At 62.4% G+C, this 25,910-nt stretch carries 26 protein-coding genes; 2 read left to right on the forward strand and 24 right to left on the reverse strand.

All coding sequences use genetic code 11. From position 1 onward, the window contains the following. Positions 1-191: 191 nt before the first annotated feature. Entirely contained in the window at positions 192-2,207 is a 2,016-nt protein-coding gene (locus IB272_RS02360; RefSeq protein WP_060583978.1) for a GumC family protein, read from the reverse strand. Positions 2,208-2,476: 269 nt separating this feature from the next. Between IB272_RS02360 and IB272_RS02365 the strand changes: the two genes are divergently transcribed. After that, entirely contained in the window at positions 2,477-3,742 is a 1,266-nt protein-coding gene (locus IB272_RS02365) for a lipopolysaccharide biosynthesis protein (protein WP_348646772.1), read from the forward strand. A 15-nt stretch (positions 3,743-3,757) separates the two neighbouring features. Here IB272_RS02365 and IB272_RS02370 read toward each other — a convergent pair whose 3' ends face one another. The 3 genes from IB272_RS02370 to IB272_RS02380 are packed head-to-tail and all read right to left on the reverse strand — an operon-like array spanning position 3,758 to position 6,707. Then, positions 3,758-4,636, reverse strand: coding sequence for a DUF6492 family protein (locus IB272_RS02370; RefSeq protein WP_060584341.1), 879 nt, complete (start codon positions 4,634-4,636; stop codon positions 3,758-3,760). An 11-nt stretch (positions 4,637-4,647) separates the two neighbouring features. After that, on the reverse strand, positions 4,648-5,463 hold the full coding sequence (locus tag IB272_RS02375) for a WecB/TagA/CpsF family glycosyltransferase (protein WP_034800768.1): 816 nt from the start codon (positions 5,461-5,463) through the stop codon (positions 4,648-4,650). Continuing rightward, positions 5,460-6,707 (reverse strand): glycosyltransferase family 4 protein, encoded by a 1,248-nt coding sequence (locus IB272_RS02380; protein WP_234824383.1) that lies wholly within the window; start codon positions 6,705-6,707, stop codon positions 5,460-5,462. The genes IB272_RS02375 and IB272_RS02380 overlap by 4 nt, the downstream gene beginning before the upstream one ends. Positions 6,708-6,847: 140 nt before the next feature. Between IB272_RS02380 and IB272_RS02385 the strand changes: the two genes are divergently transcribed. Then, on the forward strand, positions 6,848-7,837 hold the full coding sequence (locus tag IB272_RS02385; RefSeq protein ID WP_060584340.1) for a glycosyltransferase: 990 nt from the start codon (positions 6,848-6,850) through the stop codon (positions 7,835-7,837). 67 nt (positions 7,838-7,904) lie between these two features. Here the strand turns inward: IB272_RS02385 and IB272_RS02390 are convergent, their stop codons facing one another. The 20 genes from IB272_RS02390 to IB272_RS02485 form a co-directional block, all read right to left on the reverse strand. Further along, the gene (locus tag IB272_RS02390; RefSeq protein ID WP_034800764.1) at positions 7,905-8,471 is read right to left on the reverse strand and encodes a hypothetical protein; all 567 of its coding nucleotides are present in this window, start codon (positions 8,469-8,471) and stop codon (positions 7,905-7,907) included. Further along, positions 8,471-8,839 (reverse strand): hypothetical protein, encoded by a 369-nt coding sequence (locus tag IB272_RS02395; protein ID WP_034800762.1) that lies wholly within the window; start codon positions 8,837-8,839, stop codon positions 8,471-8,473. The genes IB272_RS02390 and IB272_RS02395 overlap by 1 nt, the downstream gene beginning before the upstream one ends. A 125-nt stretch (positions 8,840-8,964) precedes the next feature. Next, on the reverse strand, positions 8,965-9,519 hold the full coding sequence (locus IB272_RS02400) for a rod-binding protein (RefSeq protein WP_060583971.1): 555 nt from the start codon (positions 9,517-9,519) through the stop codon (positions 8,965-8,967). Positions 9,520-9,599: 80 nt separating this feature from the next. After that, the gene (locus tag IB272_RS02405) at positions 9,600-10,013 is read right to left on the reverse strand and encodes a hypothetical protein (RefSeq protein WP_060516519.1); all 414 of its coding nucleotides are present in this window, start codon (positions 10,011-10,013) and stop codon (positions 9,600-9,602) included. A 4-nt stretch (positions 10,014-10,017) separates the two neighbouring features. After that, entirely contained in the window at positions 10,018-10,770 is a 753-nt protein-coding gene (gene fliR, locus IB272_RS02410; RefSeq protein WP_034800756.1) for a flagellar biosynthetic protein FliR, read from the reverse strand. Then, on the reverse strand, positions 10,767-12,854 hold the full coding sequence (gene flhA, locus IB272_RS02415; protein WP_034800753.1) for a flagellar biosynthesis protein FlhA: 2,088 nt from the start codon (positions 12,852-12,854) through the stop codon (positions 10,767-10,769). The genes fliR and flhA overlap by 4 nt, the downstream gene beginning before the upstream one ends. Before the next feature lie 131 nt (positions 12,855-12,985). After that, the gene (fliQ, locus tag IB272_RS02420) at positions 12,986-13,252 is read right to left on the reverse strand and encodes a flagellar biosynthesis protein FliQ (protein WP_034800750.1); all 267 of its coding nucleotides are present in this window, start codon (positions 13,250-13,252) and stop codon (positions 12,986-12,988) included. Positions 13,253-13,259: 7 nt separating this feature from the next. Continuing rightward, complete coding sequence (flgD, locus tag IB272_RS02425; protein ID WP_034800748.1) at positions 13,260-13,670, reverse strand: flagellar hook assembly protein FlgD; 411 nt, start codon at positions 13,668-13,670, stop codon at positions 13,260-13,262. Further along, on the reverse strand, positions 13,661-14,110 hold the full coding sequence (flbT, locus tag IB272_RS02430; RefSeq protein ID WP_034800746.1) for a flagellar biosynthesis repressor FlbT: 450 nt from the start codon (positions 14,108-14,110) through the stop codon (positions 13,661-13,663). The genes flgD and flbT overlap by 10 nt, the downstream gene beginning before the upstream one ends. Further along, the gene (gene flaF / locus IB272_RS02435; RefSeq protein ID WP_034800744.1) at positions 14,107-14,454 is read right to left on the reverse strand and encodes a flagellar biosynthesis regulator FlaF; all 348 of its coding nucleotides are present in this window, start codon (positions 14,452-14,454) and stop codon (positions 14,107-14,109) included. The genes flbT and flaF overlap by 4 nt, the downstream gene beginning before the upstream one ends. Positions 14,455-14,488: 34 nt before the next feature. Next, positions 14,489-15,535: a flagellar hook-associated family protein gene (locus IB272_RS02440; protein WP_060516522.1), complete on the reverse strand. Its 1,047-nt coding sequence runs from the start codon at positions 15,533-15,535 to the stop codon at positions 14,489-14,491. A 2-nt stretch (positions 15,536-15,537) separates the two neighbouring features. Beyond that, complete coding sequence (gene flgK / locus IB272_RS02445) at positions 15,538-16,995, reverse strand: flagellar hook-associated protein FlgK (RefSeq protein WP_060516524.1); 1,458 nt, start codon at positions 16,993-16,995, stop codon at positions 15,538-15,540. Between the two features lie 23 nt (positions 16,996-17,018). Beyond that, positions 17,019-18,230, reverse strand: coding sequence for a flagellar hook protein FlgE (locus IB272_RS02450; protein WP_034800738.1), 1,212 nt, complete (start codon positions 18,228-18,230; stop codon positions 17,019-17,021). Positions 18,231-18,321: 91 nt separating this feature from the next. Further along, on the reverse strand, positions 18,322-18,993 hold the full coding sequence (locus tag IB272_RS02455) for a response regulator transcription factor (RefSeq protein ID WP_034800735.1): 672 nt from the start codon (positions 18,991-18,993) through the stop codon (positions 18,322-18,324). A gap of 269 nt (positions 18,994-19,262) precedes the next feature. After that, on the reverse strand, positions 19,263-19,820 hold the full coding sequence (locus IB272_RS02460; protein WP_034800733.1) for a lytic transglycosylase domain-containing protein: 558 nt from the start codon (positions 19,818-19,820) through the stop codon (positions 19,263-19,265). Beyond that, positions 19,771-21,186 carry a flagellar hook-length control protein FliK gene (locus tag IB272_RS02465; protein WP_060583969.1) on the reverse strand — a complete coding sequence of 472 codons (1,416 nt, stop codon included), beginning with the start codon at positions 21,184-21,186 and terminating at the stop codon, positions 19,771-19,773. The genes IB272_RS02460 and IB272_RS02465 overlap by 50 nt, the downstream gene beginning before the upstream one ends. Beyond that, a complete protein-coding gene (motC, locus tag IB272_RS02470) occupies positions 21,183-22,484 on the reverse strand; it encodes a chemotaxis protein MotC (RefSeq protein ID WP_034800729.1) in 1,302 nt (433 codons plus the stop codon). The genes IB272_RS02465 and motC overlap by 4 nt, the downstream gene beginning before the upstream one ends. A gap of 5 nt (positions 22,485-22,489) precedes the next feature. Further along, a complete protein-coding gene (locus IB272_RS02475; RefSeq protein ID WP_060583967.1) occupies positions 22,490-23,761 on the reverse strand; it encodes a MotB family protein in 1,272 nt (423 codons plus the stop codon). Then, positions 23,758-24,411, reverse strand: coding sequence for a hypothetical protein (locus IB272_RS02480; protein ID WP_060584339.1), 654 nt, complete (start codon positions 24,409-24,411; stop codon positions 23,758-23,760). Before IB272_RS02480 ends, IB272_RS02475 begins: the two co-directional genes overlap by 4 nt. Before the next feature lie 451 nt (positions 24,412-24,862). Beyond that, positions 24,863-25,837 carry a flagellin gene (locus IB272_RS02485; protein WP_034800723.1) on the reverse strand — a complete coding sequence of 325 codons (975 nt, stop codon included), beginning with the start codon at positions 25,835-25,837 and terminating at the stop codon, positions 24,863-24,865. Positions 25,838-25,910: the final 73 nt, after the last annotated feature.

Here is a 25,910-nt window from a genome sequence, read left to right on the forward strand (position 1 = left end):
ATGGCCTCAACGCGCCCTATGCTGTCCCAAACGCATAAATGCAAGAGGCGACAACGAGGTTGGCTGCCGTTTCGAGTGCCCCGATGATATTTCCTCTCAAGACTGAGAGGTGCACGTGGTTTCGCCGAAAGCCGTGAGGTCTCAGCCTCACAAGACGTTCGCGAATGAAGCGTGCCTCTCCGCCCGTCGTATCAACGGCGCGCGAGCTTCTGGCGGGAATAGTGCTCGACGCGAGACCTCAGCGCGCGAAGGCCTTCCTGGACCTTGGCGATGTCGGCGTCATCCTCGTCTACGGTCTGCGGCACAGGCTGAGCCGTGACCGGACCCGCCGTTGCGCTCCGGCGAGCAACGGCATAGGCAGCGTTTAGCGATTGTGCATGGTGCGCAGCCGGACTGAACTGCGGCGGCAGCTCGAGCCTGGCCGAAGCCGGATCAGGCTGCGGCTGCTGGCGCCGTGTGGGCTCGGGGCCGCCATCGGGTTCCGGCGGCTCGGGCGCCTCATCGTCCTCGGCCTTCCGGGTTGCGGGAAACAATCCGTTCAAGCTGCGATAGATGCCGAGCAGCACGCCGAGGCCGAGGCCGGCAAAGAAACCCGCCATGGTGGCGGCGATCACGATGATCTTGCGGGAGGGCCCTTTTGCCTGCAGCGCCGGCTCGGCCTTGGAGATCACCCGGATGTTCTTCGCGGTCAGCTTTTCCTCTTCGCGCGTCTCGCCGGCGCGCTTCAGGAAGGATTCGTAGATCTCGCGGGTCGCCGCCGCTTTTCGCTGCAGCTCGCGCAACTCGACGAATTCGGCGGAGGAATCGATCTGGCGCGCCTTCTGGACGGCAAGCTGCTGCACGAGGTCCTGTTCCGTTCGCTGGGCGCGGTCAAGCTCGGTCCCCGCCGCAGCCGCGATGCGGCGCAACTCGTTGGCGATCTCCGAGCGCGACGACTCGAGTGCCTGCTGAACGGCGATGCGTTGGGGATGGCGGGGCCCGAGGCTCGCATCAAGGGCGCTCAGTTGCGCCCTGGTCGCCGCGTATTGCTTGCGCAGTTCGGAGAGCGCCAGCGAACTGATTTCCTCGGGATAGGCGCCCGTCAGAACATCGGTGAGCTGCACCTTGCCGGACGCCTCGGCTTTGGCTTTCGCCTCGGCGATGCGATTGCGGGCCGCAGCGACCTGATCACTGAGGCTGAGGAGCTGCTTGTCGGCGATCAATTCGCCGCCGGCGCCGACAATGTCGTTGCTCGCCTTGTAATCCTCGACGGCCTTTTCGGCCGCGTCCAGTTCGGCCTTCAGTTCCTTGATACGCGCGTCGAGCGCAACCGTCGTCTTCTGGAAGAAGCCGGATTGCGCGGCGGTCTCCTCGCCGAGGAACGTGTCCACCAATCGGTTGGCAATCAGTGCCGACTTCTCGGGATCCCTGGTCTTCGCCTCAATGGTGACGATGAAGGTTTTCGGATCGCGCCAGACCTGAATTGCCTCGCCCAAGGTCTTCAGGACGCGCGCGGACGCGTCGCCACCAGCTCCCTTGCCGGCGAATTCCGGGTCCTTTTCCAGATCGAGACTGGCCGCGACCTTTTCCATAACCGTTCGCGAGCGCAACACTTCGAGCTGGCTGTCGACGATGGCGAGAATGCCTTCGGTTGCGAGCGATTGTTTCGACAGATCGGAATCCGTCAGCCGCACTTCGCGCGGATCGACGTAGAGCTTGCTTTCGGAAACGAAGACGCTGGGCGTCGACAACGCCAGCAGGACGCCACCGACGGCGCCGAGCGCCGTGGTCGCGAGAATGATCTTGCGGAGCTGCCAGACCGCGCGCACCACGGTCTTGATATCCACGAGCGGGCGGTCACCTGCGGCTCGCCCGTCGGCTGTCACTCCCGGCGCAGCCGCCTCAGGCGGACTATCGGCAAGCCAGCGCGCAAACTTGCCACGCATGCCGCCGAGGCCGGGTTGGTTACGGGCGGCGGGTGCCTTGGCTGTCGGCCGCACCGTTTCGCCGCGCGGGGGCTGACCTTTCGAACGGTTTTCGCGCCGCGCCGCTGATTGATTGGCTGATCCACCGGAACCGGACGGACGACCGAGCAAGGACGAGCCTGCACCCTGCGGGTCGGCGGTGCGCCTGTCTCGCGCACGCGCGGGATCGCGCGCGTCCTCTGCTGCAAAATCGAGCAACGATGCACGCGGAACCGGGCGTTTCTCGTCGTCGATGTTGAACATGACTGATCCCGCGGCTGCCGAAACGGCGAATTCCGAATAGTGAAGCCAACCTAAGGAAACATGGAAAACAAATCGTTAATTTCGGCGGGAAGTGACGGCGCGAACGGCGTGATCTCACGCCTTATTAAGCTTTCCCGCCTATGACGGAGAGACGAGCGCAATTCCAGGCGAACGCTTTGCGCGCCCTGCCCTTGGAACTGTGAGATATCAAGGAGATAGAGCGTTTCCATCGGCATCGAGCGGGAAACGCGCTACTGGAAATGTCGGCCGTGCCCCATCGCATCAAAGCGCTTTATCTCCGCCACCGGGCGCTCATCCACGCTTACCTCTCGATGACCGGAGGTTCGGCGGGCCGGCTCGTGCTGTCGCTCGTCTATTTCATCGCCGTTGCCAACACGCTCGCCATCGCCGACTTCGGGTTGTTCGCGACCGCGTCTGCCGCCGGCATCATGATATCGCGCGTGCTTGCCTTCGGCTTCATGTCGCCGCTCTATCGGGTCGCGACCGTAAAGCCGCTGCTTGTCGGCACCTATAGCGCCGGCTTCCTGGTCGGCGCCGTGCTGTCGCTGCCGTTGATCGCAATCATCTGCGCGATCACCTTCCTCGCCCTCTTCTCCCGCGACATGGCGGCCGGCACTTTTGCTGCCTTCATGCTGGCCGAGATCCTCTGCTGGCGCGGGCTGGAGACCGCCGTCATCGTGCTGAACGGTCTCGGTCGCTTCGGGCGCGGCGCCCTCCTCGTGGTGATCGGAACGGCGATCCGCACCGCCGCTGCCCTGCTCCTTGCGTTGCTCCCCTGGAAAACGCTCGAAGCCTGGTCCTACCTCTATCTGCTTGCGAATGCGCTCGGCCTTCTGGTGGCCCTTCTCTGGTTCTACCCGCCTGTCCGGCTGCGCTGGCAGCCACGGCTTTACTTCCGGCGCTGGGCGGATTCGGTGTCGGTCGCCGGCGCCGAGGTGCTCTTCTACATCCAATCGGAGTTCGACAAGATTGCGGTACTCGCCATTGGCGGGCCGGCGGTGTCCGGCCTCTATGCCATCCTGATGCGGCTGGCGGACCTGACGGCGCTACCGGTGCGGTCGTTCAACACCTTGCTCGTCCAGCGCATCATGCGAACGCCCGAGGCGATTGCTCGCTGGCGTGTCCGGCTCTCGATCGAACTCCTGGTGGCGCTTGCGTCCTTTGCCGCCATCGCGGCCATGGCATTCTATCTGTGGGTCTTCCCCGATGGCCTCGGGCGCAACGTGTCGGCAGCCGCGCCGATTGTCGCGATGATCGTGCTCGTGCCCTCGTTCCGCAACCTGATCGAGTACCACTCCGAACTGCTCTACGCGACCGGCCGCACTGTGCGGCGCATGCTGAACCTGTTGATTGCCGGCGTCGTCAAGGTGGGGCTGCTGGTTCTGTTGCTGCAGACGACGACCGATGTCGCGACCTGGGCGCCGACGCTGAACGGGATCTTCCTGGTCCTCTACGCGCTCTCGTTCGGACTGACCTATTCGGCGCTCAGAAAGCCGACTGATCGGGTCATCTGAAGCAAGACAGATGCCTCAGGCCGCGAGTTCGAACACCGCCCGGCGAATATCGTCGAGATCGTGGCCGACGAAGGACTGCACGCCGATGCCGACCTGATGCGGCGCCATGTCCTTCAAGAACGCCCTGAGACCGGAGAGATCCTGCCGGTAGCTGTCTTCGAACCAGAGCACATGACAGAGCGCGGCATCAGAGGGAACATGACCTTCCCCGCCCAGCACCTCGTCGACGAAGCGCCCGTAGATCGTGCATTCGGAGAAGGCGCGGGTGCGGGTCATCGCCCTCACCCAGTTCCGACCGTGCAGCGTCTCGATGTGCTCGAGCAGCTTGCGGCTGGTATCGGTGCGCCACGCGATCAGCGTGTTGATATAGTCGTTGGCCGGCAACGTGTAGGGGCCGATCCCGAGAAGCCTGTCGGAATGGGCGAGCCATTCGAGATGGTTGGAGCGCATTTGCGCATTAATCGCCCCGTCCTTGCGGTAGAGCGTCAACCGCTCTCCCTGCCAGAGGCTGGCGGGATCGAAGGCGCGCAGGAAGACGACATCGGAATCGACGGCAAACATCGCCGCCTCGTCGATGTGGCGCGCGAGCACCAGGCGGCGAAGCTGTTGGGCATGCCAGCCACGCAGCGGCAGGCCAAACGGGCTGAGCCACAGCTTCCGGCGGCCGCCCGAAAGCGGGTCGGTGACGGGATGCAGCCACCAGGGCAGGAGATCGCGTTCGCTGATCACCTGGCGTCTGGAGCCCTCCAGTTGCCGGAAGAGCTTAACGTCGAAATCGGCAACCAGCAGATAGTGCTTCCAATCGCCCTGAAGCTTGCGGTCCATGCTTTCGCACATCAGCCGGCAGCGCTCGAAGTCATTGGCGTAGGACGCTGTGACAATGGCTGTGCGCATGGTCTGACCGTTCACGATGTTCCCGTTCGAAGGCTGGTGTCGGCGACGTTTTCCCGCGCCCGCCCCGACAGCTTGTGCCAGAGGACGTAAAACAGGAAAAGCGGGTTTCCGAGGACATAGCGACGCCACATGCGCCGCGGCTCGACCGCCAGGCGAAAGAACCATTCCAGCCGCATCCGGCGCAGGAACTTCGGCGCCCGCGGAAACGCCTCGGCGACGAAATCGAAGAGCGCGCCGACGGTAATGACCAGCCGGGCGTCCTGCGGCCCCACATGGGCATCGACCCATTTCTCCTGACCGGGGCTTCCCATCGCCACCAGCAGGATATCAGCATTCAGCGCCCGGACATCGGCAAGCACTTGCTCGGAGTGGTCACGATCGAAGAACCCGTCGGAAACGGGGAGGAACTCGTGCCATGGCGCGTGCCTGCGAAAATTCTCGGCCGCGCGCGCAAGCACCTTCGCACGGGCGCCGATCATCGCAACGCGCAGCGGCCGGTCGATGAAGGTCAGCAGCGCCGGCACGAAGTCCGTGCCGTTGAGATTGGCCGGGAACATGCTGCCGTAAAAGAGATAGGAAGCGATATCGACGCCGTGACCGTCGGGAAAGACGACCTGGCGACCGAGAACCTCGCGGTACTCGCCGTCGCGCATCATCAGGTTGGCATTGTTGGCGTTGAGGAAGGCGAGCGTTGTTTGCCCGCCCGGGCGCGACAGCGCGTCGGCCGCAAAGGCAAAGGCACTCCCCCAATCGAAATCGACCACCGGCATGCCCAGGATGAGGCGCCCGGACAGGGCGGCGTTCGCGCCGGTGGTCGTCTTGGTCACGACCGCCCCCCGTCATGGACCTTTAGCTCGGGCGGAACCGAGGGTGTCTCGGCCGAGGCACTCGGAGCGAGGCCGGCCAGCACATTGCGCATGACCCGCATCAGCTTCGCCTTCTGGGCGCGATGGAAGACCGAACCGTCAAGGCGTTGGCGGTCGCCGCCGCGCGCGCGGGTGACCTTGTCGACCAACAGGCGCGCGAACTCGGCCGGATCTTCGGCCGCGGCGCAATTCTCAGGAAGCGCCTCGATGCCGCGCAACGACGCCTGCGTCGCCACGGATGGCATGCCAAGCTCAAAGGTCTCGATGCTCTTCAGCTGGACGCCCGTACCGCCCCGGCTGACGAGCGGTATGACCGCACTTTCCGTGACGAAGGCGCGTGCATCAGGAACCCGTCCGACGAAGCGAACACCGGGATGGGAAACCGCCGGTATGCCATCCATCTGGCCGGCAATCGCGATCGAAAGATCCTGCGGCAGATGCGGTACGACCTCGGCGAGAAACCAGTCGAGCCCCAATCGGTTCGGCCGCCAGCTCCAGGTCCCGATCAAGCCGAGGTCCTGCTGGAGCTCGGCTGCTTCTGTCGGCACTACTGCCGCATCCCAACCGGTGACCAGCGGCAGCACGAAGGCCCGGTCGCTGACGGCGCGGCCGAAGCCGAAGCGATCGGCCTCCGCAAACGTCCAGACGGCCACCGCATTCTGCGCCAGTTGCTGCTCGTAGCGTTCGAGATACTGCGCCTCGCGCCGGAAAAGAAAGCGTTCGACCGTACCCTTGGCCCGCTCGGCATTCTCAAAGGCAGAATCCGCCTCGACATTGTGCGCGACATAGATCGACGGATGGGGGCGGAAAACCTGCTGGAAAGCGGCCGGCAGTTGCACCGAGTTGAGCACGAGACCGTCGAACGGAGCGAGGCTCTCGAGGATCGACTGAATCCGGCTCGACGACACCACCAGCATCTTGCCGGATGAGACGGTCGTGCGGTTGAGGAAGGCCGTCGCGAGCCAGCTCAACTTCTGCCACGTGCCAACCTTGGCATTGGTGACTTCCAGCTCGCCGAGAAGATGCATATCGCAATCGGGCGCGGGCACGCGTCCCGGCTGGAGAAAACCGATGACGCTGACGCGGTGACCGAGCGCGCGCAGACCGTCGAGCACAGCCCGGTTGGCAATGTCGAAACCGGACGCCGGATTGGCGACGGGAACGAGCGAAGAGACCAGGACCAGATGCATTTTGCCACGCGTCATGAATGGAACTGCGGCCTTCATTAGCAGCATGGGGTGAAGGAGCGCTTAAAGACCCCTTTCAAAATATGCCGCCAGGGTTCAGCATCTGTTTAGGAAGATTTGCTGTATTGCGACACAATTTTGCTTTTACAGGTTTCGCCATGACGACGACCGGCCAGGACATTTCCGTCTACTTCCGGACAGAGCTGGAAGACGCCGGCGACATCGAACTCGTCGTCGTGCTGCCGACGTTCCGTCGGCCGGACCATGTCGTCAAGACGCTGAAAACCATTGTTTCCCAAAGGCCTGACATCTCCTACGCCACGGTCGTCGTCGAAAACGATGCCGACGGGCTGGCCGGGGCTGCGGCGACCAAAGACTTCTTCCTGGGACATCCTTCGGATTCTGTCGTGATCGTCGCGCATCAGCGCGGAAACTGCCACGCCTACAATGCCGGCTGGGCGACGGCGCTCCAAACCTACCCGAACCTCAAGGCGATCGCGATAATCGACGACGACGAAGTGGCGGCGCCCGAATGGCTCGATTGCCTCATCGCGGCACAGGAAACGACCGGTGCCGATATGGTCGGCGGCCCGCAGCTTCCGGTTTTCGAAGGCGATGGCGGGCAGAAGTGGAAACGCCATCCGGTCTTCACGCCCCATTATGACGCGACCGGGCCGGTGCCCATCCTTTATTCCTCCGGCAACGTGCTCGTTACGCGTGGAGTGCTGGACGCGATGCCGCAACCCTTCCTGGATCCCGCCTTCAACTTCATCGGCGGCGGCGATGCGGATTTCTACAGCCGCTGCAAGGCGAAAGGGTTTTCCTTTGCCTGGGCAACCGACGCCTGGGTTGCCGAGACCGTGCCCGCCCGCCGCACCAGCGCATCCTGGATCAGGGCGCGCAGCCTCAGGAACGGCGCGATCTCGACGATGCTCGAACATCGGCGTGATCCGAGCTTCAAAGGCCGGCTCAGGACCTTCGGCAAATCGCTGGCGCTGCTTGGCGCATCGGTGCCGCGCGGGCTGGAACTGTGGAACAAGAGCGGGCTGGCAGCGGCCGGACTATACCACTTCTATGTGGCGATCGGCCGGCTGATGGCGGAACTCGGCCTCATCAACGAGCAGTACCGCACCCCGGAAAAGAACTGACGGATACCACCTCGTCGAGGGCAAGCGGCCGAGCGGAAACCCACCCGGGCGTCCCTCACAACAATCATCAGTGCGCGCTGCTTGCCTTGACGGCACCTTCAGGCAACTTGTCGCCGGCGACGTTGCCGTTCTTGTCGGTGATCGGGACCGGCTTTTGCCGCGGCACATTCTGGCTGTTGGCGACGCGTTTGACGTCTTCCTTGGTCAGATATTCGAGCTGCTCGACGAGCACCTCGGTAATCACCTCGTCGCCGAGCTTCTTGTTCAGGCCGTCCTTTACCGTCGTCTTGAAGGTGGGCAGGTCGAACGTACCGGTGTCGGCGATGTCGATGAATTTCGAACCTACGAGCAGATCGTAGAGTTCATCGGTAACCATCTGGCGCAGCGGCGCACGAAGATTGTTGATCCCCTCCTTGGTGGCGGAGAAGGAAAGCTTGGTCAGGAAATAGCCCTGAACGGAACCATCCCGGATGACCGGAATGGTGATCATCTCACCGGGAACATATTGCTCCGATGCGCGCCGGGCAGCCTCGCCGTCCGGGACGGCGGGCGCGGAGGCGCTTTGCATCGAGAAGTAGACGGATCCGAGCGTGACCGCGCAGACCCAGACCCCGGTGAAAACGAGCTTCAGCATCAGAAATCGCTATAGCGGAACTGCGCTTCGGAATAGATGCCGTCCGCATCGGCATCCTGGGCGGCGGTCTTCAGGAGGTCGACGACGGCGCGAACGGCTTCGAGATGGGCCTCGACCTTCTGCGAATTGACCGACAGCTTCTCGCGCAGGTGCAGAGCATGCGAGGAGAAAGCCGAAGAGTTTTCGCCCGGCAGCATGTCACGGTGCAGCATCGTCAGTTCGTAGAGGCAACGGCTCTTGTGCGCGTTCGATGTCTTGATATCGAATTCCGGGTCGATGCCGATCCGGCTGTTCTCGTTGTCGAGGATCATTTCCAGGCGGCCGAGCACGTTCTGGATCCGGACGTCATTGGATGCCATGGCTTCCATGAATCAACTCCCAATTGGATCACGATGATTTCTGGTCGGATCGACCGGATTCTCAAGCGCGATCTATTCCTATGAATTAGAGCGAAGTGCGGACGGAAAACTGCAAGCAGTTCCCCCACCCCGCCCTAGGCTTGCTTGTTCTCGTCGTTGTCGGTCGTAAAGCCGGTCAGCGTCTTGCGCTCGTATTCCTGCACGAGGCTTGCGGCGAGGTTTCGGCTGTTACCGTCCAGCGATGCCTGAACCCGATCGGTGCCTTCGGCGCCCGCGAGCTGTTCGGCAATGCCGATGCCACCGCTCTTGGAGATCACGTCGCCGATCTGCTCGGCCATCATGCTCTTCCAGATATCACCCGCATTGCCCTTGCCGAAAACGTTCTCGCTTTCGGTCGGCAGCATCGACTTCACGAAGTTCTGCAGCACCATGGCCTCGAACTTGCGATAGGTCTCCGGAATCTTCTTCTGTTCGACGCGGTTGTTGAGGTCGCCGAGCCCGCTCGAACCATCCGGCGACAGATTGAGAACGTTGACGGCAGCGGCAAAGCCGTTGCCGTTTTCCGCCAGACTCGTCGCCTTGAACGCGGCACGGTTGGCCTTCAACCGCGCCTGCGCTTCCTGCACTTCGGTGGGGTCGGCGGCGCGCACGACATCCATCACCAGATCGCTGGGCGGAGAGATGGCCATGACGAATCCTCTCAAAATCGAGCCTGGGCATTGGTCGGCCCGGATCCGCTCCGCCATCGGAGCAAACCGGGAATGACGTACTATCGCCCGTCAAGCTTACGGGAAGCTGGCGCGTTGCCCGTAACGTGTTGATCGATCAGGTCGTAGATGGAATTGTCGGCCTCTTCGCGGTCCTCGGACTGGCGGGCCTCCTTCATGTTTTCCTCGAGCCGGTCGGCTTTCGCGCGCTCCCTCAGCATGCGCGCCTCGTGCGTTTGCTGGATGCCGTGCAGCATCTGGTCCTTCTGCACAAGCCGTCCGATCTGCGAGGAATAGTGGCCGGAGAACATGCGGTGCATCGGATGAGCCGAGCCCATGGCATCGACGACGACATCGATCGTCTCAGCCAGGACCTCGCGCTGCCGCACCATCTCGACGAAATCCGCCTCCGCCATCTGCTCCAGATGGCGTTGGACGGCGACCAGGCGCTTGAGCTTCTGCGAGCGGGTCTTCATGCGGCTATCCTCCCTGCATGACCAGCGCGAAACCGTCGCCGAACAGGCGCAGCATCGCAGCGATACCGAGATAGAGCAGGAACAAGCCACCCATGATCAGATAGGGCTGCGAGATGAAGTAGATCGGGATCTGTGGCGCCAGCTTGTTCACCATGCCGATCGCCACGTTGAAAAGCAGGCCATAGATGATGAAGGGGCTCGCGAGCCTCAACATGATCATGAAGATCTGCGCCAGCGAATCCGTGAGCGTGATCAGCACACCCTGCGGATCGAAGGGAGTGCCGATCGGCATGGCCCGATAGGATTGAACGATCGCCTCGATCATCACATGATGGAAATCCAGCATGAACAGCACCATCAGGCCGGCGAAGCTGATCAAGCTGGTCACCTGGTTTTCGGGCGTATCTTCGATCACATCCGACGATGGCGGCGAGGCAAAGCCCATCAACATGGTGATCGCCGTTCCGGTGAACTGCAGTCCAAGGACATAGTAGCGGGCGACAAGGCCCATGACCGCGCCGACCGCCGTCTCGGCGGCGATCAAATAGATGTAGCTGTGTCCCTTGCCGGTTACCTGCGGATAGATGTCCGTCCACATGACCGGCAGGATCGCCATGGAAACCGCGACTGCAATGAACAGCCGCACCTGCATCGGAACGCGCGCGCTGGAGAACCCGGGCATGATCATGATGCAGCCGCCGATCCGGCAGAAGGCCGCAAACAGCGCCAGCACCGTGCCCTCCGGGTCGGTGATCATGAAATGGAGCCGATGATCTTGATCTCAAGGCCCTTGGCAAGCTCGACATGCGAGAGCACGGGCAAGGTGGCAAAGAGGCGCTCGATGATCATGCGCACATAAGAACGGGATTCGGGCGAACTTACCAGCACGAAGGGCATGCCGCGATCGAGATGTTCACGGATAACTTTCGTCGCCTGCTCGCTGAACTCTTCGAGGTGACGCGGATCGATGTCGAACTCGACGACCTCGCCCTTGGCGTCGCGCTTCAGCGCCTGGTGGAAGACCATGTCCCACTTGTTGCCGAGCCTGAGCACGCGCAGGACGCCGTTGTCGGCGAGGTCGCCGCAAAGCTGCTGCGACATGCGCACGCGCACATGCTCGACGATCTGCTCAGTCTTGCGCACATGCGGCGCGAGTTCGGCGACCGCTTCAAGGATCAGATGCAGGTTGCGGATCGAGACACGCTCGGCAAGCAGCAATTTCAACACCGCCTGCAGGCCCGAATAGGACATGTGCGAGGTGCAGATTTCGTCGGCGAGCTTGCGGTACTCCGGATCGAGCCGCTCGATCAGCACCTTGACGTCCTTATAGGAAAGCAGGTGCGGCAGGTTGTTGCGGATCACTTCGCTCAAATGCGTCAACACCACCGAGACGTTATCGATCGGATGGAAGCCTTCGCGCTTGAGGTCCTCGGTAAAGGTTTCGAGGATCGAGACCGCCGGCATGCCGAAGGCGGGTTCGCGGATCTCGTCGCCCGGAACACTCGGCCGGCGACCGCCGCCGGTGACCACCAGGACTTCGCCGACGCGCACCGTGTTGGACGCGATCGTCGTGCCGTGGATGCGGATGTGGTAGGCCTTGTCCGGGATGCTGATGTCGTCCGAAACCTTGATCTCCGGAATGACTAGGCCGTACTGGCCAGCAAACTTGCGGCGCATCTTGCCCACGCGGAAGGCGAGTTCCTGGTGTGCGCCAAGCAGGCGGGTCGAGACCTGCTTGCCGAGAAGCAGCTCGATCTCAGCGGTCTTCAGCACCGACTTGACCGAATCCTGCTCGCCTTCCTTGGTCTGCTGGACCTTGGCCGCCTCTTCGGCGCGACGCGCGGCATTGGCAGCCTCGATCTGGCGCGGCACGAGCCAGCTTAGGAACGCCATGCCGCCGCCGAGCACGGCGAAGGGCAGGAACGGCAGGCCGGGAACGACCGCCAGGAGAATGATAAGACCGGAGGCGACCATCAGCGCCTTCGGATAGCCGCCGAGCTGCCCGACGACCGCCTGGTCGGTGGAGCCGGCCGTGCCGCCGCGCGACACCAGAAGGCCGGCGGCGAGCGAGACGATGAGCGCCGGGATCTGCGAGACGAGACCGTCGCCGACCGACAGCTTGACGAAAACGTCGGCCGCTTCGCCGATCGGCATGCCATGACGCAGATAACCGATGATGATGCCGCCGAAGATGTTGATCGCGGTGATGATCAGGCCGGCGATCGCATCGCCGCGCACGAACTTGGAAGCACCGTCCATGGCGCCGTAGAAGGAGCTTTCTTCCTCGAGCTCACGCCGGCGGCGCTGTGCTTCCTTCTCGTCGATCAGGCCCGCCGACAGGTCGGCGTCGATCGACATCTGCTTGCCGGGGATCGCATCGAGGGTGAAGCGCGCGCCGACTTCGGCGATACGCGTCGCACCCTTGGTGATGACGATGAAGTTCACGGTGATGAGGATCAGGAAGACGATCAGACCGATGACAAAATCGCCGGACATGACGAGGCTGGCAAAGCCGGAAATGACGCCGCCGGCAGCGCCGTGGCCCTCGTGGCCGTGCGAAAGGATGACTCGGGTGGTGGCGATGTTCAACGCCAGGCGCACCATGGTCGAGATCAGCAGGATGGTCGGGAACGAGGAGAACTCGAGCGGACGCTGGATCCACAGCGAGACCATCAGGATCAGCACGGAAAAGGCGATCGAGAACGCGAGCCCCATGTCGATCAGGAAGGGCGGGATGGGCAGGAAGAGGATCGACAGGATCGCGACGATCCCGAGCGCGAAGCCGACGTCCCGGCCCTTCGGTGCTACTTTCGGGATGATCAGCGCTGCTTGCTGTGCCATGTCTCTTCCGTCTCATCATGAGATCAAGGCAGCATTCACACGCGCTGCCCCACTATAGAGACGGAGATAGCGACCCAAGCTTGCGCGAGGGTTTCATGGCGCCGCATGCGAACAGCTTTGGCGCTGCGGCTTCAGAAACCGGATTGGATGCGCGAGAAGATGATGTCGGTGAAGATCGAAATCTGGGCGCCGATAAAGGGCGCGGACACGGCAACCGTGATCATGACGGCAAGGATCTTCGGGACGAAGGTCAGCGTCATTTCCTGGACCTGGGTCAGCGCCTGAATGAAGGCGATGACGACGCCGACAACCATGGCGGCGAGAACGGCGGGCCCTGAGGCCACGATCACGGTCCAGATCGCGGCCTGTACAATATCGAGGGCATCCGCCTCATTCATGGAGTTATCACTTCACCTTGACGCCCGGGCCGATAACAAGCTCCTTGCCGTTATCCAGCACCGCAATGATTCCGTCAGAGTATAGTTTCACTTCCTTAACCACGCCAGTGGTCTTGCCGTCTTCGCTGGTGACGGTGCGCCCGATGACGGCGTCCGCCTCGCTCAGCGACGTGCGCTGCAGCAGGCTTTCAAGGTTCTTGTTGGTCTTGATCGTCTGCTCCACCTGCGAGAAGGTCGCAAGCTGGGCGATCTGCTGCGTCGCATCCATCGGCTGCGTCGGATCCTGATTCTTCATCTGGGCGACGAGCAGCTTCAGGAAGCTCTCGTAGTTGAGCGATGCCTTGGCGGCGTCGCCGCCCGAATCCTGGGCCGAAACATTCGGGGTGTAGCCGTTGTTGCTGACGCCGCTTACCGCCATGGTGCGATCTCCTTGCGAATCTGCTCGACTGTTGCCGGCGTGATTTCCTGCGTGTTGAGAATGCGGTCTTCGATGGCATAGAGGCCGCGGATCGCCTTGAGCGCTTCGAAGGCGCGGCCGTTGGTCACCAGCCCGTCGACGCGCTTCAGCTCGGCAAGGATCTCTTCGTTCTTGAAGCAGTTGAGCAGCATGACGATCGACTTGCGGAACATCGCGGTCGATTGCTCGGCGCCTTCCGGATTGATGAGGATCATCTGCGCGATGAAATAGAGCTGCTTCAGCGGCGTCGTTGCGTCTTCGGGCTGCAGCACGTGGTTTTCGAGCAGGAACGTCACATCGTTCAGGAACTCGACCGCGACCTTCCGGTCCACGCGCAGCACCGCGCCGTTTACAAAAATCCGTTCGCCCGACTTCAGCGAGATACGCAGTGTGCTCTTCATTTCAGTCCATCCCTGATGATGGTGGTAATGTCAATTATGCCCTGGAAGTTGGAGGATTCGCGTTTGCGGATCTTTTCCGTCTCGTTGAGTATCCAGATGGCGATCGAAATCAGATTGGCGCGCAGCTCTTCGTTCAGCTGGTTCTCCGGTGCACGCAGATCCTCGATGAAACGGATCCACAGGCGCCGGGTAAAGTAGATGGCCTCGATGGCCTCTCTCGAATACCCTTTCTGCTGTTTCGCTGCTTCCATGAGCGCGATCGAGCGATCGAGTACCTGCCGTTCTCGATTCTTGGAGTCGGCGACGCCGTCCTCCATGATCTCGGCATAGGAAAATTGGTACATTCAGACATCCTTCATGTTTGTCCGGCTCCTCACACTAGAGGAAATTGAGCAAGCTCATCTGCTGTAGTCGCGACGTTAGTGTATAGGACGTTTCCAACTGCACCTTGAGCGTGTTGATCCGGGTCGATGTCTCGATCGGATCGATGCCTTCGAGGTCGGCGACATGCGTGTTGACCAGCTTGAGCTGCGCGTCGATCGAGGTGTTCGCCTTCTTCACCCGCGATTCCGAAATACCGAGCTGGCTGCGCTCTGCATTGAGGCCGGCGATGCCCTGCTCTGCATACTGCAACGCCTCGACACCGATCGCCGCCCGCACCTCGGGGGTCACGTTCTTGTCCATCAGCTCGGCCGTGATTACGCTTGCCATGGCAAACATGCGGAAGCCGTTGGTATTGGCGTTGGTCGAGCTTTCGATGACTTCGCTGGCGCTGATCCGGCTCGTCATGTTCTGGCTGGATGCGTCCGACCAATTTGCATCCCAGCCCGTACCGGTGAACATCGGCTCGACCGTATTCTTGATGAAGTCCTGCATCTGGGTGACGGTGATCTGGTCGTCGGACGTGATGCTGTTGGCGGTCTTGAACGCCGTAAACGCAGCGTCGAAGGCAGTCTTTGCCGCCGACGTAGCGGTGTAGTCGGCGAGAGGCTTGGCGTCGGTATTGATGCCCGAAAACAGGAACTCGCCGTTGAAGGACGTGTTTGCGGCGGCAGTGAAGGTCTGCAGCGCGCCCAAGATCTCGGTCTTCTGGATCTTAAGCTGGCTCGCGGCATCGTTGCCCTTGTAGGTAACGAGCGTGTCGCGCACCTTTTCGGCCGCTTTCGCCATCGTTTCCAGCGCACCCTGCGAGCCGGAGAGGCGCTGGGTTACGACCGAGTTGGTGCTCTTCATCGAGTTCAGCCGGTCGATCTCGCGCTGAAGGTTGAGCGAGCGCGACGCCGTCGCACCAAGCGTCAAGCCAACGTCGTAGTGCCGACCCGTCGTCTGCTCCTGGGTCGCCTTCAGCAGATCCATCTGGTTCTGCTGAATCGTCATGCGCATGGCGGTCTGGATCGCCAGATTAGAAACGTAGGACGTCTTCATGATTACCTCACAGCTTCCATCAAGGCCGCCATCATGGCGTCCACGGTACTCACCAGCTTGGCCGATGCTTTGTAGGATTGTTCGAGATCGAGCAGCAGCGACAGTTCCTCGTCGATGCTGACACCGGTCTGCTTGCTGAGCGCTTCCTGGGTGCGCGACAGCATAGCGCGCTTGTTGTCGTCGGCGGTCGATGCCGTCTTTCGGGTCTGCTCCAGCCAGCCGACCGACCCGGTCGCGAAGTTCAGCAGGCTGCTGGTTCCGTCGAGACCGGTCGACGGGTCGAACGTCATGTTCTCGCCCATCTTGTTGATGAAGCCGTCGAGAAGGCCCGTGTAGCCGGGGCTCGGATTTGCCGCACCGCCAGGGTTCGACACAACGCCGTTGAAGCCGCCGTCACGCAAAAGAAGCGGGTTGGCCTTGGCCAGAGCGTTGACAGTGATCTTCGATGCCAGTCCGGGAACGACGGTGCCGGCAGCCGGCACACCCGCGCTTCCCCAGGTAAAGAGGCCCGGCTGGTAGGGAACCGGCGGCACCCCGCTGGGGTTGCCTTCCTTGAAAAGCTCGACGAGACCACGGGCGATCTCGTCCAGCTGCGACTGGAACTTCGGCCCAATGTCGTCGCGCAGCTGCACGAGGCTCGCAAGCTTGCCCTTGGCGGTCGTATCTGCGCCACTTCCGGGGGCGATCGGTACGCCGTCGACGAAGATCTTGTTGCCGGTGACGGTGGCGTCATAGGTCGTTGTCGGCGCGAACGTCACCTGGCGCGGAATGTTCTCGAAAAGCACCGTGCCGTCGGTGGTGAAGATCACCGTATCGTTGTTGCCGCGCGTAACGGTGGAGATGCCGACGATCTCCGAAATCTGCTTCAGGATCTTGTCGCGCTGGTCAAGCGCATCGTTCGCATCGCCACCGGATGCAGTCGCCGACTTGACCTCGTTGTTCACCCGCTCGAAGTCCGCAAGCAGGCTGTTCAGCTTGTCGACCTCAAGAGCGATTTCCTTGTCGGCATCTTCGCGCATGTTCTGCACGGTGGCAGAGGTCTTGTTCAGGGAATCGGCAAGGTCCTGGGCGCTGGTGACCGCAGCCGCCGCAATCGTCTTGTTGCCCGGGGTCGAGGCCAGCGTCTGCAGGCTGTTGCGAAACTCCGACAGCAGCTTAGACGGCGCAGTCTCGTAGTTGTTACCGCCGAGAGCCGATTTCAAGAGTTCCAGGCCATCGCGAAGCCGCGCCTGGCCGGAGGCTTCGCCGATGCTGGCGATGCTCTGCTTGAGCAGCGCCTCGTTCTGTGCCCGGTAGATGGATACGACCTGCGCGCCGTTGCCGGTGCTGCCCAAGAGGGCAAGGCGACGCGAATAATCCGCATTGCCCGCATTCGCGATGTTCTTCGACACGATCGCGGTCTGTTGCGCCGTGTTGCTGAAGGCCTGCTGTGCGATGGATATTGCGGAGGACAGCGACATGACGCGGACCGTATCTCTTTCAATTACCGTTTCAGGTTGACAAGCACGTCAAGCAGGTCCGAGGCGGTCTGGAACACCTTGGAGTTTGCCGTGTAGTTGCGCTGCGCCTCGATCATCGAGGTCAGCTCGTTGGCGATGTCGACGTTGGAGTTTTCGAGTGCCTTGGACTGGATGTTGCCGAAAGCGCCAGAGCCGGCAAAACCGGTGACAATAACGCCTGAATCCGCCCCTTGCGAGTAGACGTTGCCGGACTGCGGCTGCAGCTTGTCCGGGCTCTGGACGGTCGCAAGGGCGATCCGGAACTTGGGGATGAGGTTGCCGTCGCCATACTTGACGTAAACGATGCCTTCCTTGTCGATCTCGAAGCCCGACATCTTGCTCGGCTTGCTGCCGTCGATGCCACCGCCGGTGCTGCTGAAGTCTCCACCGAGCTGCGTGGTCTTGGAGGTGTCGATCGTGATCGCACCAAGGTTGGCGCCGGTACCGGGCAGGTTGTTGATGGCCGTCGTCGTCAGCGTCGCGGGGACGGCGCCGATGCGCTTGCCGGCCGCGTCGAACGTCATGGTCTGGGTACCGACTGTAGTGCCCGATGTGCGATCGACGACGCTCAGGCCCCAGGCGTTCGGACCTGTCTTGGTGTAGGTGAAATCGAGGATGCGGGTGTTGCCCTGGCTGTCGTAAACAACCATCGAGGTCTTCGATTGATCGTTGACGGCCGCGCCCGACGGCAGGTTTGCTTCCATCGTACCCTTGGTCGAGCCAGCGGCGACCAGGCCCTCGTCCTTGAGCTGGACCGGTACCAGGCCGTCAAAACCGTTGACGACGACGGTCGGATCGACGCCGGCCTTGTACTCGTAGCCCATCAGCGTGAAGCCGGCGGTGTTGACGAGGTTGCCGTTCTTGTCCGGAACGAAGGAGCCGGCACGCGTCAGGAAGTTCTCACCGCCATTGCCCGAAACGATGAAGAAGCCGCCGCCGTTGATGGCAAGGTCGCTCGCCGACGTCGTATAGCTGGTGCCGCCTTGCTGGGAGATGCTGTAGCGCACCTGCGTTTCGACACCGCCGGAATTGTAGTTGCCGCCGCCCGAAGGCAGGATCATCGACGAGAACTCAGTGGAGGCGCGCTTGTAGCCGGTCGTGTTGGCGTTCGCGATGTTTTCGGCGACCGTGCCCAGACGGTTCGACTGGGCGTTCATACCGGACACACCCGTTCTCATGCTGCCATAGAGACTCATATCGGATCCTCATTTCCTTGTTACGGCGACACTAGGAAGCGGGCCTTGCGTGAACCTGTCTTGGTTCAGTGCCCGCCCATCGGCGTGGCGCTCAGTTCCAGTCGATGCAGTAGCCAAGGAAACGCTTCGAATCGATCGGGTCGAAACCGAGCTTCTTGCGCAGTTTCTTGCGCAGTTTGCTGATGTGGCTTTCGACGACGTTTTCCTCGACGTCCTCGTCGAAGATCCCGTAGATCGCGTTGAAGATCTGCGACTTGGAGACGCGACGGCCGCGGTTTGCGACCAAATACTCGAGAATGCGGCGCTCGCGGCGCGGCAGGGCGAAGACATCGCCGTTGATTTCCGGATCACGGCCGTCGGCAAAAACGCGGATCGGACCAATGTCGGTAAAGTTGGCGATCGCCTTCAAGCGCCGGCGGATCGCAGCGACGCGGGCAAGGATTTCGCGGGGGTGGATAGGCTTGCGCACAACGTCGTCGACGCCGCAATCAAAGAGTGCAAGCGTGTTTTCGAGGGACGGCGTGTCGCTCATCGCGATGACCGGTGCCATCGAGCGATCGCGGATGGCCCGCGGCAGCGTGAAGGTGGTGTCGCCCTGCCCGATCAGGAAGGCTTCCACGGCATCGATATCCGAATCGGCAGCCGCGTTTACCCACTCTCCAAACTCCCTGGGATCGAAACCCGTCGAGGGAATACCTTCACGTCCGAAGAGGGACGTATACCCGTCCTTCACCAGCTCTCTTTCATCAACCACTACGATCATTCGCCCGCCTCCGAATCAGTATGGCTCCGCACTGATTGAGAGGTACGAATCGAGGGATTCATGAACAACTAGAGGAAGTTACTGGGTGGAATTAATAATTGATTAACCATGTTTCGCCGATTTGATCTATATCTAGTAGCACCCGCCTCAAGGCGGCACTAAAATAATGTGGAAAAGTTAACGGACTACGACAAATCGCTTGCGGTCACATTGTCCGCGCATTGTCGCCACAATGCGGCAAATGGGATGCTAATACAATTGATGGTTGCTTATTGGCAAAACTGCGTGGCGTTCGGCGTCCACTTGCCGTAGCCGGTCGCGACGAGATTCGCGATCACCCGGCAGACATATTTCTTCTGCGCCGGGTCGTTGTTCGGGCCTGCGTGATAGCGCGCAACGGCCATTGTCCAGGTCTCGTGCCTCGCATGGAGATTGGCCAGGAAGCGCGCGGCATATTCGACATTCTTGCGCGGGTCAAGCATCTCCTGCGGCGAGCTGAAATGCTCGCCATGGAAGTAATAGTTGATCTGCATGCAGCCGAGATCGATGAGCTTGGCACCCTGTGCCCGCGCGTTGCCGAACTGGGTCAGAACGTCCTGCTCGCTGCTACCGAAATAGGCCTTGCCTTCGATGTTCATCGCGTAGGGTTGAAGCGATCCCTTGCGGCCGGTTTCGGTCAGCCCGACCGAATAGAGGATCCCGGCCGGGATATCGTACTTCGCCGCTGCGCTGATGATCTCGCGCTCGCAGACGCCTGCGTCCGCGCTGGCAAAAGCGCTACATGTAGACGTGACCAGTACGAGAGCGCTCAGTGCCGGCAGCCGCATCGTCCGTCCCGCCATTGCCAACCCACCTTTCCGCCGCCGAAGACTGGCTGTCGTCCTGTCGCTGCTGTCGTCCCTGGCCGTTGCCATCGGCGCGTTCTCGGCCCTGCTGCCCGGCCTGGGCTTGGGCCTGCGCCTGCGACCCGCCGCCGGACGACGTGTCGCCGCCGGAGTTGAATACGATGTTCACCTGATCGACCGCAAAGCCCTGAGCGCGCAGCGCCTTGACCAAGTCGTTCTGGTCGTCGCGCAACTGCCGGAAGGCGTCGCCGTTCTCGACCTTCAGCTCGACCTGCAGTTCGTCATCCTTCAGGCGCAGCGTGGCCGTGACAAGGCCAAGCTCGATCGGGTGAAGCTGGATCTTCAGGGTGTTGAGCGTTTTGCCGGCCTGCGTCCACGCGCCCGGCTGACCGAGTGCAGCACTTGGCTGCAGGGAAGTGGTGGCCTCACCGGCGATGGCGTCTGCCACGGCGCTGGTGTTCGGGCTCATCGAGATGCCGAGATAACGCCGGGCCTCGAGCACGGTGACATTCTCGACCTTGGCGGAGCCTTGCGAGCGGGCAGCGTCGAACGCCGCATCACCGTCCTTCGAGAGACTCATGGAAACGGCCTGTCCCTTGCCGTCAGCCCGGGCGAAGCGGAAGAGCCGGTCGGGGTCGTTCTCGCCCGCCTGTGCCTCGGCTTTCGCGCCATGCTCGCTGCCACCGGCAACGGGCGCCGCGCCTTCAATCTGGCCATCCGCTGCCTGGCGCGCGGCCGCCGTCTGTCCCTGAGGCTGCGTCGCCTGGGCACCGCCCAGCAGCGTCAGCAGATCGTCCATCGCTGTCGGTGTATGCTTGGCTTCTGCGCCCTCGCCGCCGGCGCTAACGTCGCCATCGACCGAGGCGCCATCTGCCGGCGCCTTGCCAATGCCTTTCGTCAAGGCGGCAATGCGCTTGGCGAGTTCTTCATCGGCCTCCACTTGAGCCAGATCATCGGACACGGCAGCCGATTTGGCCGGATCGGTCTTGTCGACGGCACGTTTGCCGCCAGCGCCGCGCTCGGCCGCCTGGAAATGGTCGCGCAGCGCGTGTTCGTCGAACTGGTCGTTGCGACCAAGGCTGATGCTGCGTGTCACGGCCCTGCCCGCGGCCTTGGCAATATTGTCCTTGTCGATCAAGGCTCCCGCCTCCGCGTCGCTGCCGGCAGCGGCGTCGTTGCCGCCTTTGCCTGAACCCGGCTGGTCGTTGGATTTTTGCCGCCCGGCATTGGCCACGGCATCTTCAAACGCGCCGGCCGATGCACCACCGGCCTGCTCCTTGCCGCCCGCTCGTCCGCTTCCCGTGCCGACAGGTGTCGGAGGCATGCGCAGGGTGTCCTCAGCCCTCATTTGTCTTCTCCCTTCAGGAGAGCGTCGATCTCTTCGATCTTCGATCGTCCTTTCGCCACGAAGCCATCGTGCTTCGGGTCCGCCACCTCGTCAGCGCCGGATGCGGCCACGGTCTCCGGCGCAACCGCCGGGGTCTGCCCGCTTCCAAAGGGGCTCATGCCGCTGCCAGTTTCCTCGCTTGCGGCCGACGCGTTCGCCTCAACCGGTCTATCGGGTTTAGACGCAAACGCTTGCGTGAGGCTTTCACCGACAGGTGGCCGGACGACGGCGTCCGCAACCGCCTTTGCAGCGTCGCGCAAGGCGCGGTCGCGCGGCGAAAGCTCCGCATCCGATATCGCCGCCAGGCTCGCCGTCGCGGCAAACACGTCATTGGAAGGCACCGAGGCCAATCCGGCATAGAAGCTGGCAAGCAGTTTCGGCTGCGGCGCGCCATCTGCGCCGAGCGCCTCGGCGCGTTCCGACGCGAGCTTTGCGAGTTCTTGCTTGCCGGCGATCGCCGCGCGGCGAGCGACACGAAGGAAGACTTCGCGCTGGCGCGGCGCGTCCATGAAACCCAGGATCTCCGAAATTCGCCCCTGCGCCCCGCCATCGAAATGGGCGACGGCGAGTTCGACGAAGACATCCGCGAACTGGCTGGCATAGGGGGAGGTCAGGTAGCGGCGGGCATAGGTCAGCGCATAGCGGAAGCCCTTGTCCGCGTCGCCCGCCTGAACCGCGAGGAAAACCGAGCGACGCAGGGCAGCCTCTTCGATGATCGTACCCGGGGCCGCGAGACGGGCCCAGTCGTAGTACTTCATCGCGCCCACAGGATCCTGCTGCGACGTCGCGTTGCCGAGGATGAGGTAGAGATAAGGGCCGATGCGGGCGCTGCGGTACTCAGGCGCGGCCTTGGACAGGCTCTCGACGATCAGGCCGCCCTTGCCATTCAGATATTGCGTCAGCGCCTCGGTGACGCGGGAATCGAAGTTCCCGGCCACATCGTGATCCGCAAGGTACTTCAGCGTCTCCGGATTGCCGCCGCTCATGGCATAGACCAGCGCCGCATCGACGTTGCGCGGATCACGGAAGACCGCCGCGTCGGCCGCACGCAGGCGCTTGTCGATGGCGCCCAGCATGAAGCGCTGCATTTCGATCGCCGAATGGTCGCCAAGGACGACCGAGTCCTGCACATATTGCAGCGACCGGATCATCTTGAAGGGTGCGAGCTCCTCGATATCGTTCGCCCTGGCACCCCCGGTTAAAACGGGGGTCGCCAGCACACAGCAGGCCATCAGAGCGGTTCGCAGGCGTCTCAGCATGGCGCTTAACCCGGAGCCGATTGCAAGAGGATCTCGATGCGGCGGTTACCCGGGGCGTAGGGATCGCCGGGGATCTGCAGCCGCCGGTCGGCGAAGCCGCTGATCTGGCTGACGCGATCTTCCTTCAGGCCACCACGGACGAGCATGTAATAGGCGCTCTGGGCGCGGGCGGCGGAGAGGCGCCAGTTATCATAAGTGCCATCCTTGAAGGGACGGCCGTCGGTATGGCCGCGGATTGCAACCGCGCCCTGACGCTCAGCCAGCAGATGGCCGATCTTTTCCATCGCCAGTACCAGTTCCTTCTGCGGCACGGCCGAGCCGATGGCAAACATCTGCGCATCGGTCCGCTCGCTGATCGTCACCATCAGGCCGCCTTCAGCGGGTGTCACGACAAGTCCCTCGGCCAGCTGACCCGCCTCGCCGGCAAGCTGCTTCTTCAGCTCGGCCTGGAGTTCGGCCGCCTGCTCCTTGGCGTCGGCCTCGGCGGCCTCGGTCTTCGGCTTTTCGCCGGCTGCGGCGTCCGCCGGGTCCTTGCCAGCTCCCGTATCGGTGTCCTTGCCGTCACCGGCCTGCTTGTCGGCCGCTTCATGCGGCTCCTGCGACGCGTCCGCCTCAGACTTCTTGACGGCCGGCGTCGCGCCTGCGGGCTCCGTCGACTTGTCGGCAAGGGCAGCAACGGTTTCGGCCGTGTTGCCGGCGTCCTTCACTTCGACCTGCTTGGTCCAGAAGTCCGGATCGAACGGGTCACGATAGGCTTCGCCGCCATCGGCGCCGGTGGCCGGGCCGGACTGGGCCGCACCGCCCTCGCCCTTGACGCTGATGTTGGCCTGCTGGCCGACCTCGCGCGCAATCTCGGAAAGAACGGAATAGGGGTTTTCGAAGAAGTCGGCGTCGGAGTACTTCGTCTCTTCGCCCGACGTCGCCGTCAGCTGATCGCCGGTTTTGGCCGAGCCACCGGACTTTTCCTGCTCGCCGTCAACCTTCGAACGCTGCTGCGTTTCTTCGCCCTGCGCATCCTTGGCCGGGTCCTTCAAGCCACGTTCGGCAGGCTTCTGGTCGGTCAATTGCACCGGGTTGAAATAGGAAGCGATCGCCGCCTTCGTCTCTTCGTTGGCGGCATTGATCAGCCACATCACGAGGAAGAAGGCCATCATTGCCGTCATGAAGTCGGCATAGGCGATCTTCCAGGAGCCGCCGTGGTGACCATCATGGCTGCCGCTGTGGCGCTTGACGATGATGATCTCGTGCTTGCCGTTGTGGTGGTTTTCGTCGCTCATGCGAGAACTTTCCGAACTGTATCGGCCCAGGCGGCCATGCGCGTCACGAGGATGGTGCCATCCATCTCGACGGCGAGATCGACATCGTCGGATTCGACGTGCCGCAAGGACGGCATGTCTTCTCCGAGCTGGCGCTTCAGCGCCTCGAAGAGAGACGCCGGGCCTTTGACGACGATGGTGCAGCCTTCGCCGGCCACAAGTCCCTGGCGCAGCATCTGCGCCATATCGGCAACGGCGCGCTGCATGAGGGCATCGCCCATGACGGGCGCGAGCACGCGGGCGGCCTGGTCGCCGAGTGCGACGGCAAGCCCCTCGGTCATTTCGTCGATGCGCAGCGCGAGACGGTTCGCGGTTTCCTCTTCGAAGCGCCGCGTCAGCGCCTCGAGTTCGGCCGCGTGCGCCGCCTGAAGTTCGGCTATCTGCTTTTCCTGTTCGAAGACGAGTTCGGCGGTCGCCTCGGCCCGCCCTTCGGCGAAGGCGCGCCGGCGTTCGGCGTCGATATCGATTTCCGGCATGGCTGGTCTCGCGCCGAGGCGCTCGCCATCGGCATAGTCGGTATCCAGATCGGGGAAATATTTCGGAGGCATCAGCGACAGCTCGACTTTCGGTGCGCTGAAGTCCTTGAGATAACGGGAGAGCATTGCACTCATGGCCGGCCCCCTGCAGCGGACCTGCGGCAATGCGGCGATCCCCATCTGCTTGAGAGGCGGCGCTCCCTGGCGCGGACTTCCATTGCTCCTGGCACTGCTGACATGTCTCCCTCGGGCCCGACCGTCGGATACGGCAGACCCAGCATTCTTGACGTACATCAGCGTGATCCGGGGTCGGTTGTTCCCGGAGCGATCTGATGCAGGCGGCGGCGCAAAGGTCATTTTGGCCGGCAGTCATCCGACAGGACTGCGAGGGAAGGCTATTCGGTCAAACTTGTGCGAAAATGAATGTGTTGGACCGCGCCAGGGCAATTAGCGCGGTCCAACCGTTTCCACCGGGTGCCGTGACCGACGACGTGGCAGAACTCAAAGTGCCGTCACCCGCATTCGGGGTGGTGGGCTCAGTTTGGCGGATCGGCGGCCGCTTCCGGCCGCTGTCCTCCGCTGCGCCTTACTGCTGGAACAGGCGCAGGATGTTTTCGGAATTGGTGTTGGCGATCGAGAGCGCCTGGATGCCCAGTTGCTGCTGCGTCTGCAGCGCCTTCAGCCGTGTCGATTCCTCGTTCATGTCGGCATCGACGAGACGACCGACGCCCTTGTCGATCGTATCCATCAGGTTGGCGATGAAGCCCTCCTGCAACTCGATGCGCTTGGTGATGGCGCCGAGCGTGGAGCCGGCGTCCGTCAGCTGGTTGAGGATACGTTCGACGACGCTGATCATATCGGCCATTTCGGCAGGCGTCGTCGATGCGGTCAGCTTGACTTCCGCCGTCGTACCGATCGGCGTCGTCGCCGGTGCGCCGATCAGGTGGTACAGGCGCGCGCCCGCCGTGCCGGGCGGAGAGGTGAGCTGGGAGGCGTCGTAGTTCCTGGTCAGGATGCCTCGGCTCGCGTTCTGCTTGTCGATCAGCATCGACTGCGAGGTGTCGAAGTCGAGCGTCGTGACCGACACATTGCCGTTGGCGTCACGGTTGAACGAGGCCACGACGGACTTCGTGCCGACCGGAGCTGTGGCGGCGTTGTAGAGCCAGTTTTCGCTGGAGAAGGATGCGGACTGGGCGGCCGAGATAAGCTGGTTCTTGAGCTCGGTGATTTCCTTGTCGATCTTCAGCTTGTCGACGCCCGGCTCACTCGCCGCGACGAGCTTGCTCTTGATCGCGCTGACGACCTCGATCGACGAATTCATTGCCGCATAGGCCGTGTCGATCTTGGCGGCGCCGAGGCCGAGGGCGTCCTGAACGGTGGAGAGCGCGGCATTGTCGGAGCGCATGGTGGTCGCGATCGACCAATAAGCGGCGTTGTCGGCAGCCGTCTGCACGCGGTAGCCCGAGGAGATGCGGTCCTGGACTTCCGCCATGTCGGAGTTGATCGAACGCAATGTCTGGAGAGCCGCCATGGCGGCGGTGTTGGTCATGATGCTTGTCATTGGTCACCTGTCCCGAATGAATTCCTAAGGACATTCCGGAGTGTTACCGGCAGCGATGGGACTGGCATCATGC

Source organism: Ensifer sp. ENS08, assembly GCF_014852195.1.
GTDB classification, from domain to species: Bacteria; Pseudomonadota; Alphaproteobacteria; order Rhizobiales; family Rhizobiaceae; genus Ensifer; species Ensifer adhaerens.

Excerpts from the sequence above, each read along its gene's own strand:
- IB272_RS02440 (WP_060516522.1), bottom strand. The coding sequence starts at position 15,535 with ATGAAGACGTCCTACGTTTCTAATCTGGCGATCCAGACCGCCATGCGC.
- flaF (WP_034800744.1), bottom strand. The coding sequence starts at position 14,454 with ATGTACCAATTTTCCTATGCCGAGATCATGGAGGACGGCGTCGCCGAC.
- flbT (WP_034800746.1), bottom strand. The coding sequence starts at position 14,110 with ATGAAGAGCACACTGCGTATCTCGCTGAAGTCGGGCGAACGGATTTTT.
- IB272_RS02395 (WP_034800762.1), bottom strand. The coding sequence starts at position 8,839 with ATGGAAGCCATGGCATCCAATGACGTCCGGATCCAGAACGTGCTCGGC.
- IB272_RS02450 (WP_034800738.1), bottom strand. The coding sequence starts at position 18,230 with ATGAGTCTCTATGGCAGCATGAGAACGGGTGTGTCCGGTATGAACGCC.
- IB272_RS02460 (WP_034800733.1), bottom strand. The coding sequence starts at position 19,820 with ATGCGGCTGCCGGCACTGAGCGCTCTCGTACTGGTCACGTCTACATGT.
- IB272_RS02385 (WP_060584340.1), top strand. The coding sequence starts at position 6,848 with ATGACGACGACCGGCCAGGACATTTCCGTCTACTTCCGGACAGAGCTG.
- IB272_RS02475 (WP_060583967.1), bottom strand. The coding sequence starts at position 23,761 with ATGAGCGACGAAAACCACCACAACGGCAAGCACGAGATCATCATCGTC.
- fliR (WP_034800756.1), bottom strand. The coding sequence starts at position 10,770 with ATGATCACCGACCCGGAGGGCACGGTGCTGGCGCTGTTTGCGGCCTTC.
- flgK (WP_060516524.1), bottom strand. The coding sequence starts at position 16,995 with ATGTCGCTGTCCTCCGCAATATCCATCGCACAGCAGGCCTTCAGCAAC.
- IB272_RS02400 (WP_060583971.1), bottom strand. The coding sequence starts at position 9,519 with ATGGCCATCTCTCCGCCCAGCGATCTGGTGATGGATGTCGTGCGCGCC.
- IB272_RS02480 (WP_060584339.1), bottom strand. The coding sequence starts at position 24,411 with ATGAGTGCAATGCTCTCCCGTTATCTCAAGGACTTCAGCGCACCGAAA.
- flhA (WP_034800753.1), bottom strand. The coding sequence starts at position 12,854 with ATGGCACAGCAAGCAGCGCTGATCATCCCGAAAGTAGCACCGAAGGGC.
- IB272_RS02360 (WP_060583978.1), bottom strand. The coding sequence starts at position 2,207 with ATGTTCAACATCGACGACGAGAAACGCCCGGTTCCGCGTGCATCGTTG.
- IB272_RS02405 (WP_060516519.1), bottom strand. The coding sequence starts at position 10,013 with ATGAAGACCCGCTCGCAGAAGCTCAAGCGCCTGGTCGCCGTCCAACGC.
- IB272_RS02485 (WP_034800723.1), bottom strand. The coding sequence starts at position 25,837 with ATGACAAGCATCATGACCAACACCGCCGCCATGGCGGCTCTCCAGACA.
- IB272_RS02370 (WP_060584341.1), bottom strand. The coding sequence starts at position 4,636 with ATGCGCACAGCCATTGTCACAGCGTCCTACGCCAATGACTTCGAGCGC.
- fliQ (WP_034800750.1), bottom strand. The coding sequence starts at position 13,252 with ATGAATGAGGCGGATGCCCTCGATATTGTACAGGCCGCGATCTGGACC.
- IB272_RS02380 (WP_234824383.1), bottom strand. The coding sequence starts at position 6,707 with ATGACGCGTGGCAAAATGCATCTGGTCCTGGTCTCTTCGCTCGTTCCC.
- motC (WP_034800729.1), bottom strand. The coding sequence starts at position 22,484 with ATGCTGAGACGCCTGCGAACCGCTCTGATGGCCTGCTGTGTGCTGGCG.
- IB272_RS02465 (WP_060583969.1), bottom strand. The coding sequence starts at position 21,186 with ATGAGGGCTGAGGACACCCTGCGCATGCCTCCGACACCTGTCGGCACG.
- IB272_RS02455 (WP_034800735.1), bottom strand. The coding sequence starts at position 18,993 with ATGATCGTAGTGGTTGATGAAAGAGAGCTGGTGAAGGACGGGTATACG.
- flgD (WP_034800748.1), bottom strand. The coding sequence starts at position 13,670 with ATGGCGGTAAGCGGCGTCAGCAACAACGGCTACACCCCGAATGTTTCG.
- IB272_RS02390 (WP_034800764.1), bottom strand. The coding sequence starts at position 8,471 with ATGCTGAAGCTCGTTTTCACCGGGGTCTGGGTCTGCGCGGTCACGCTC.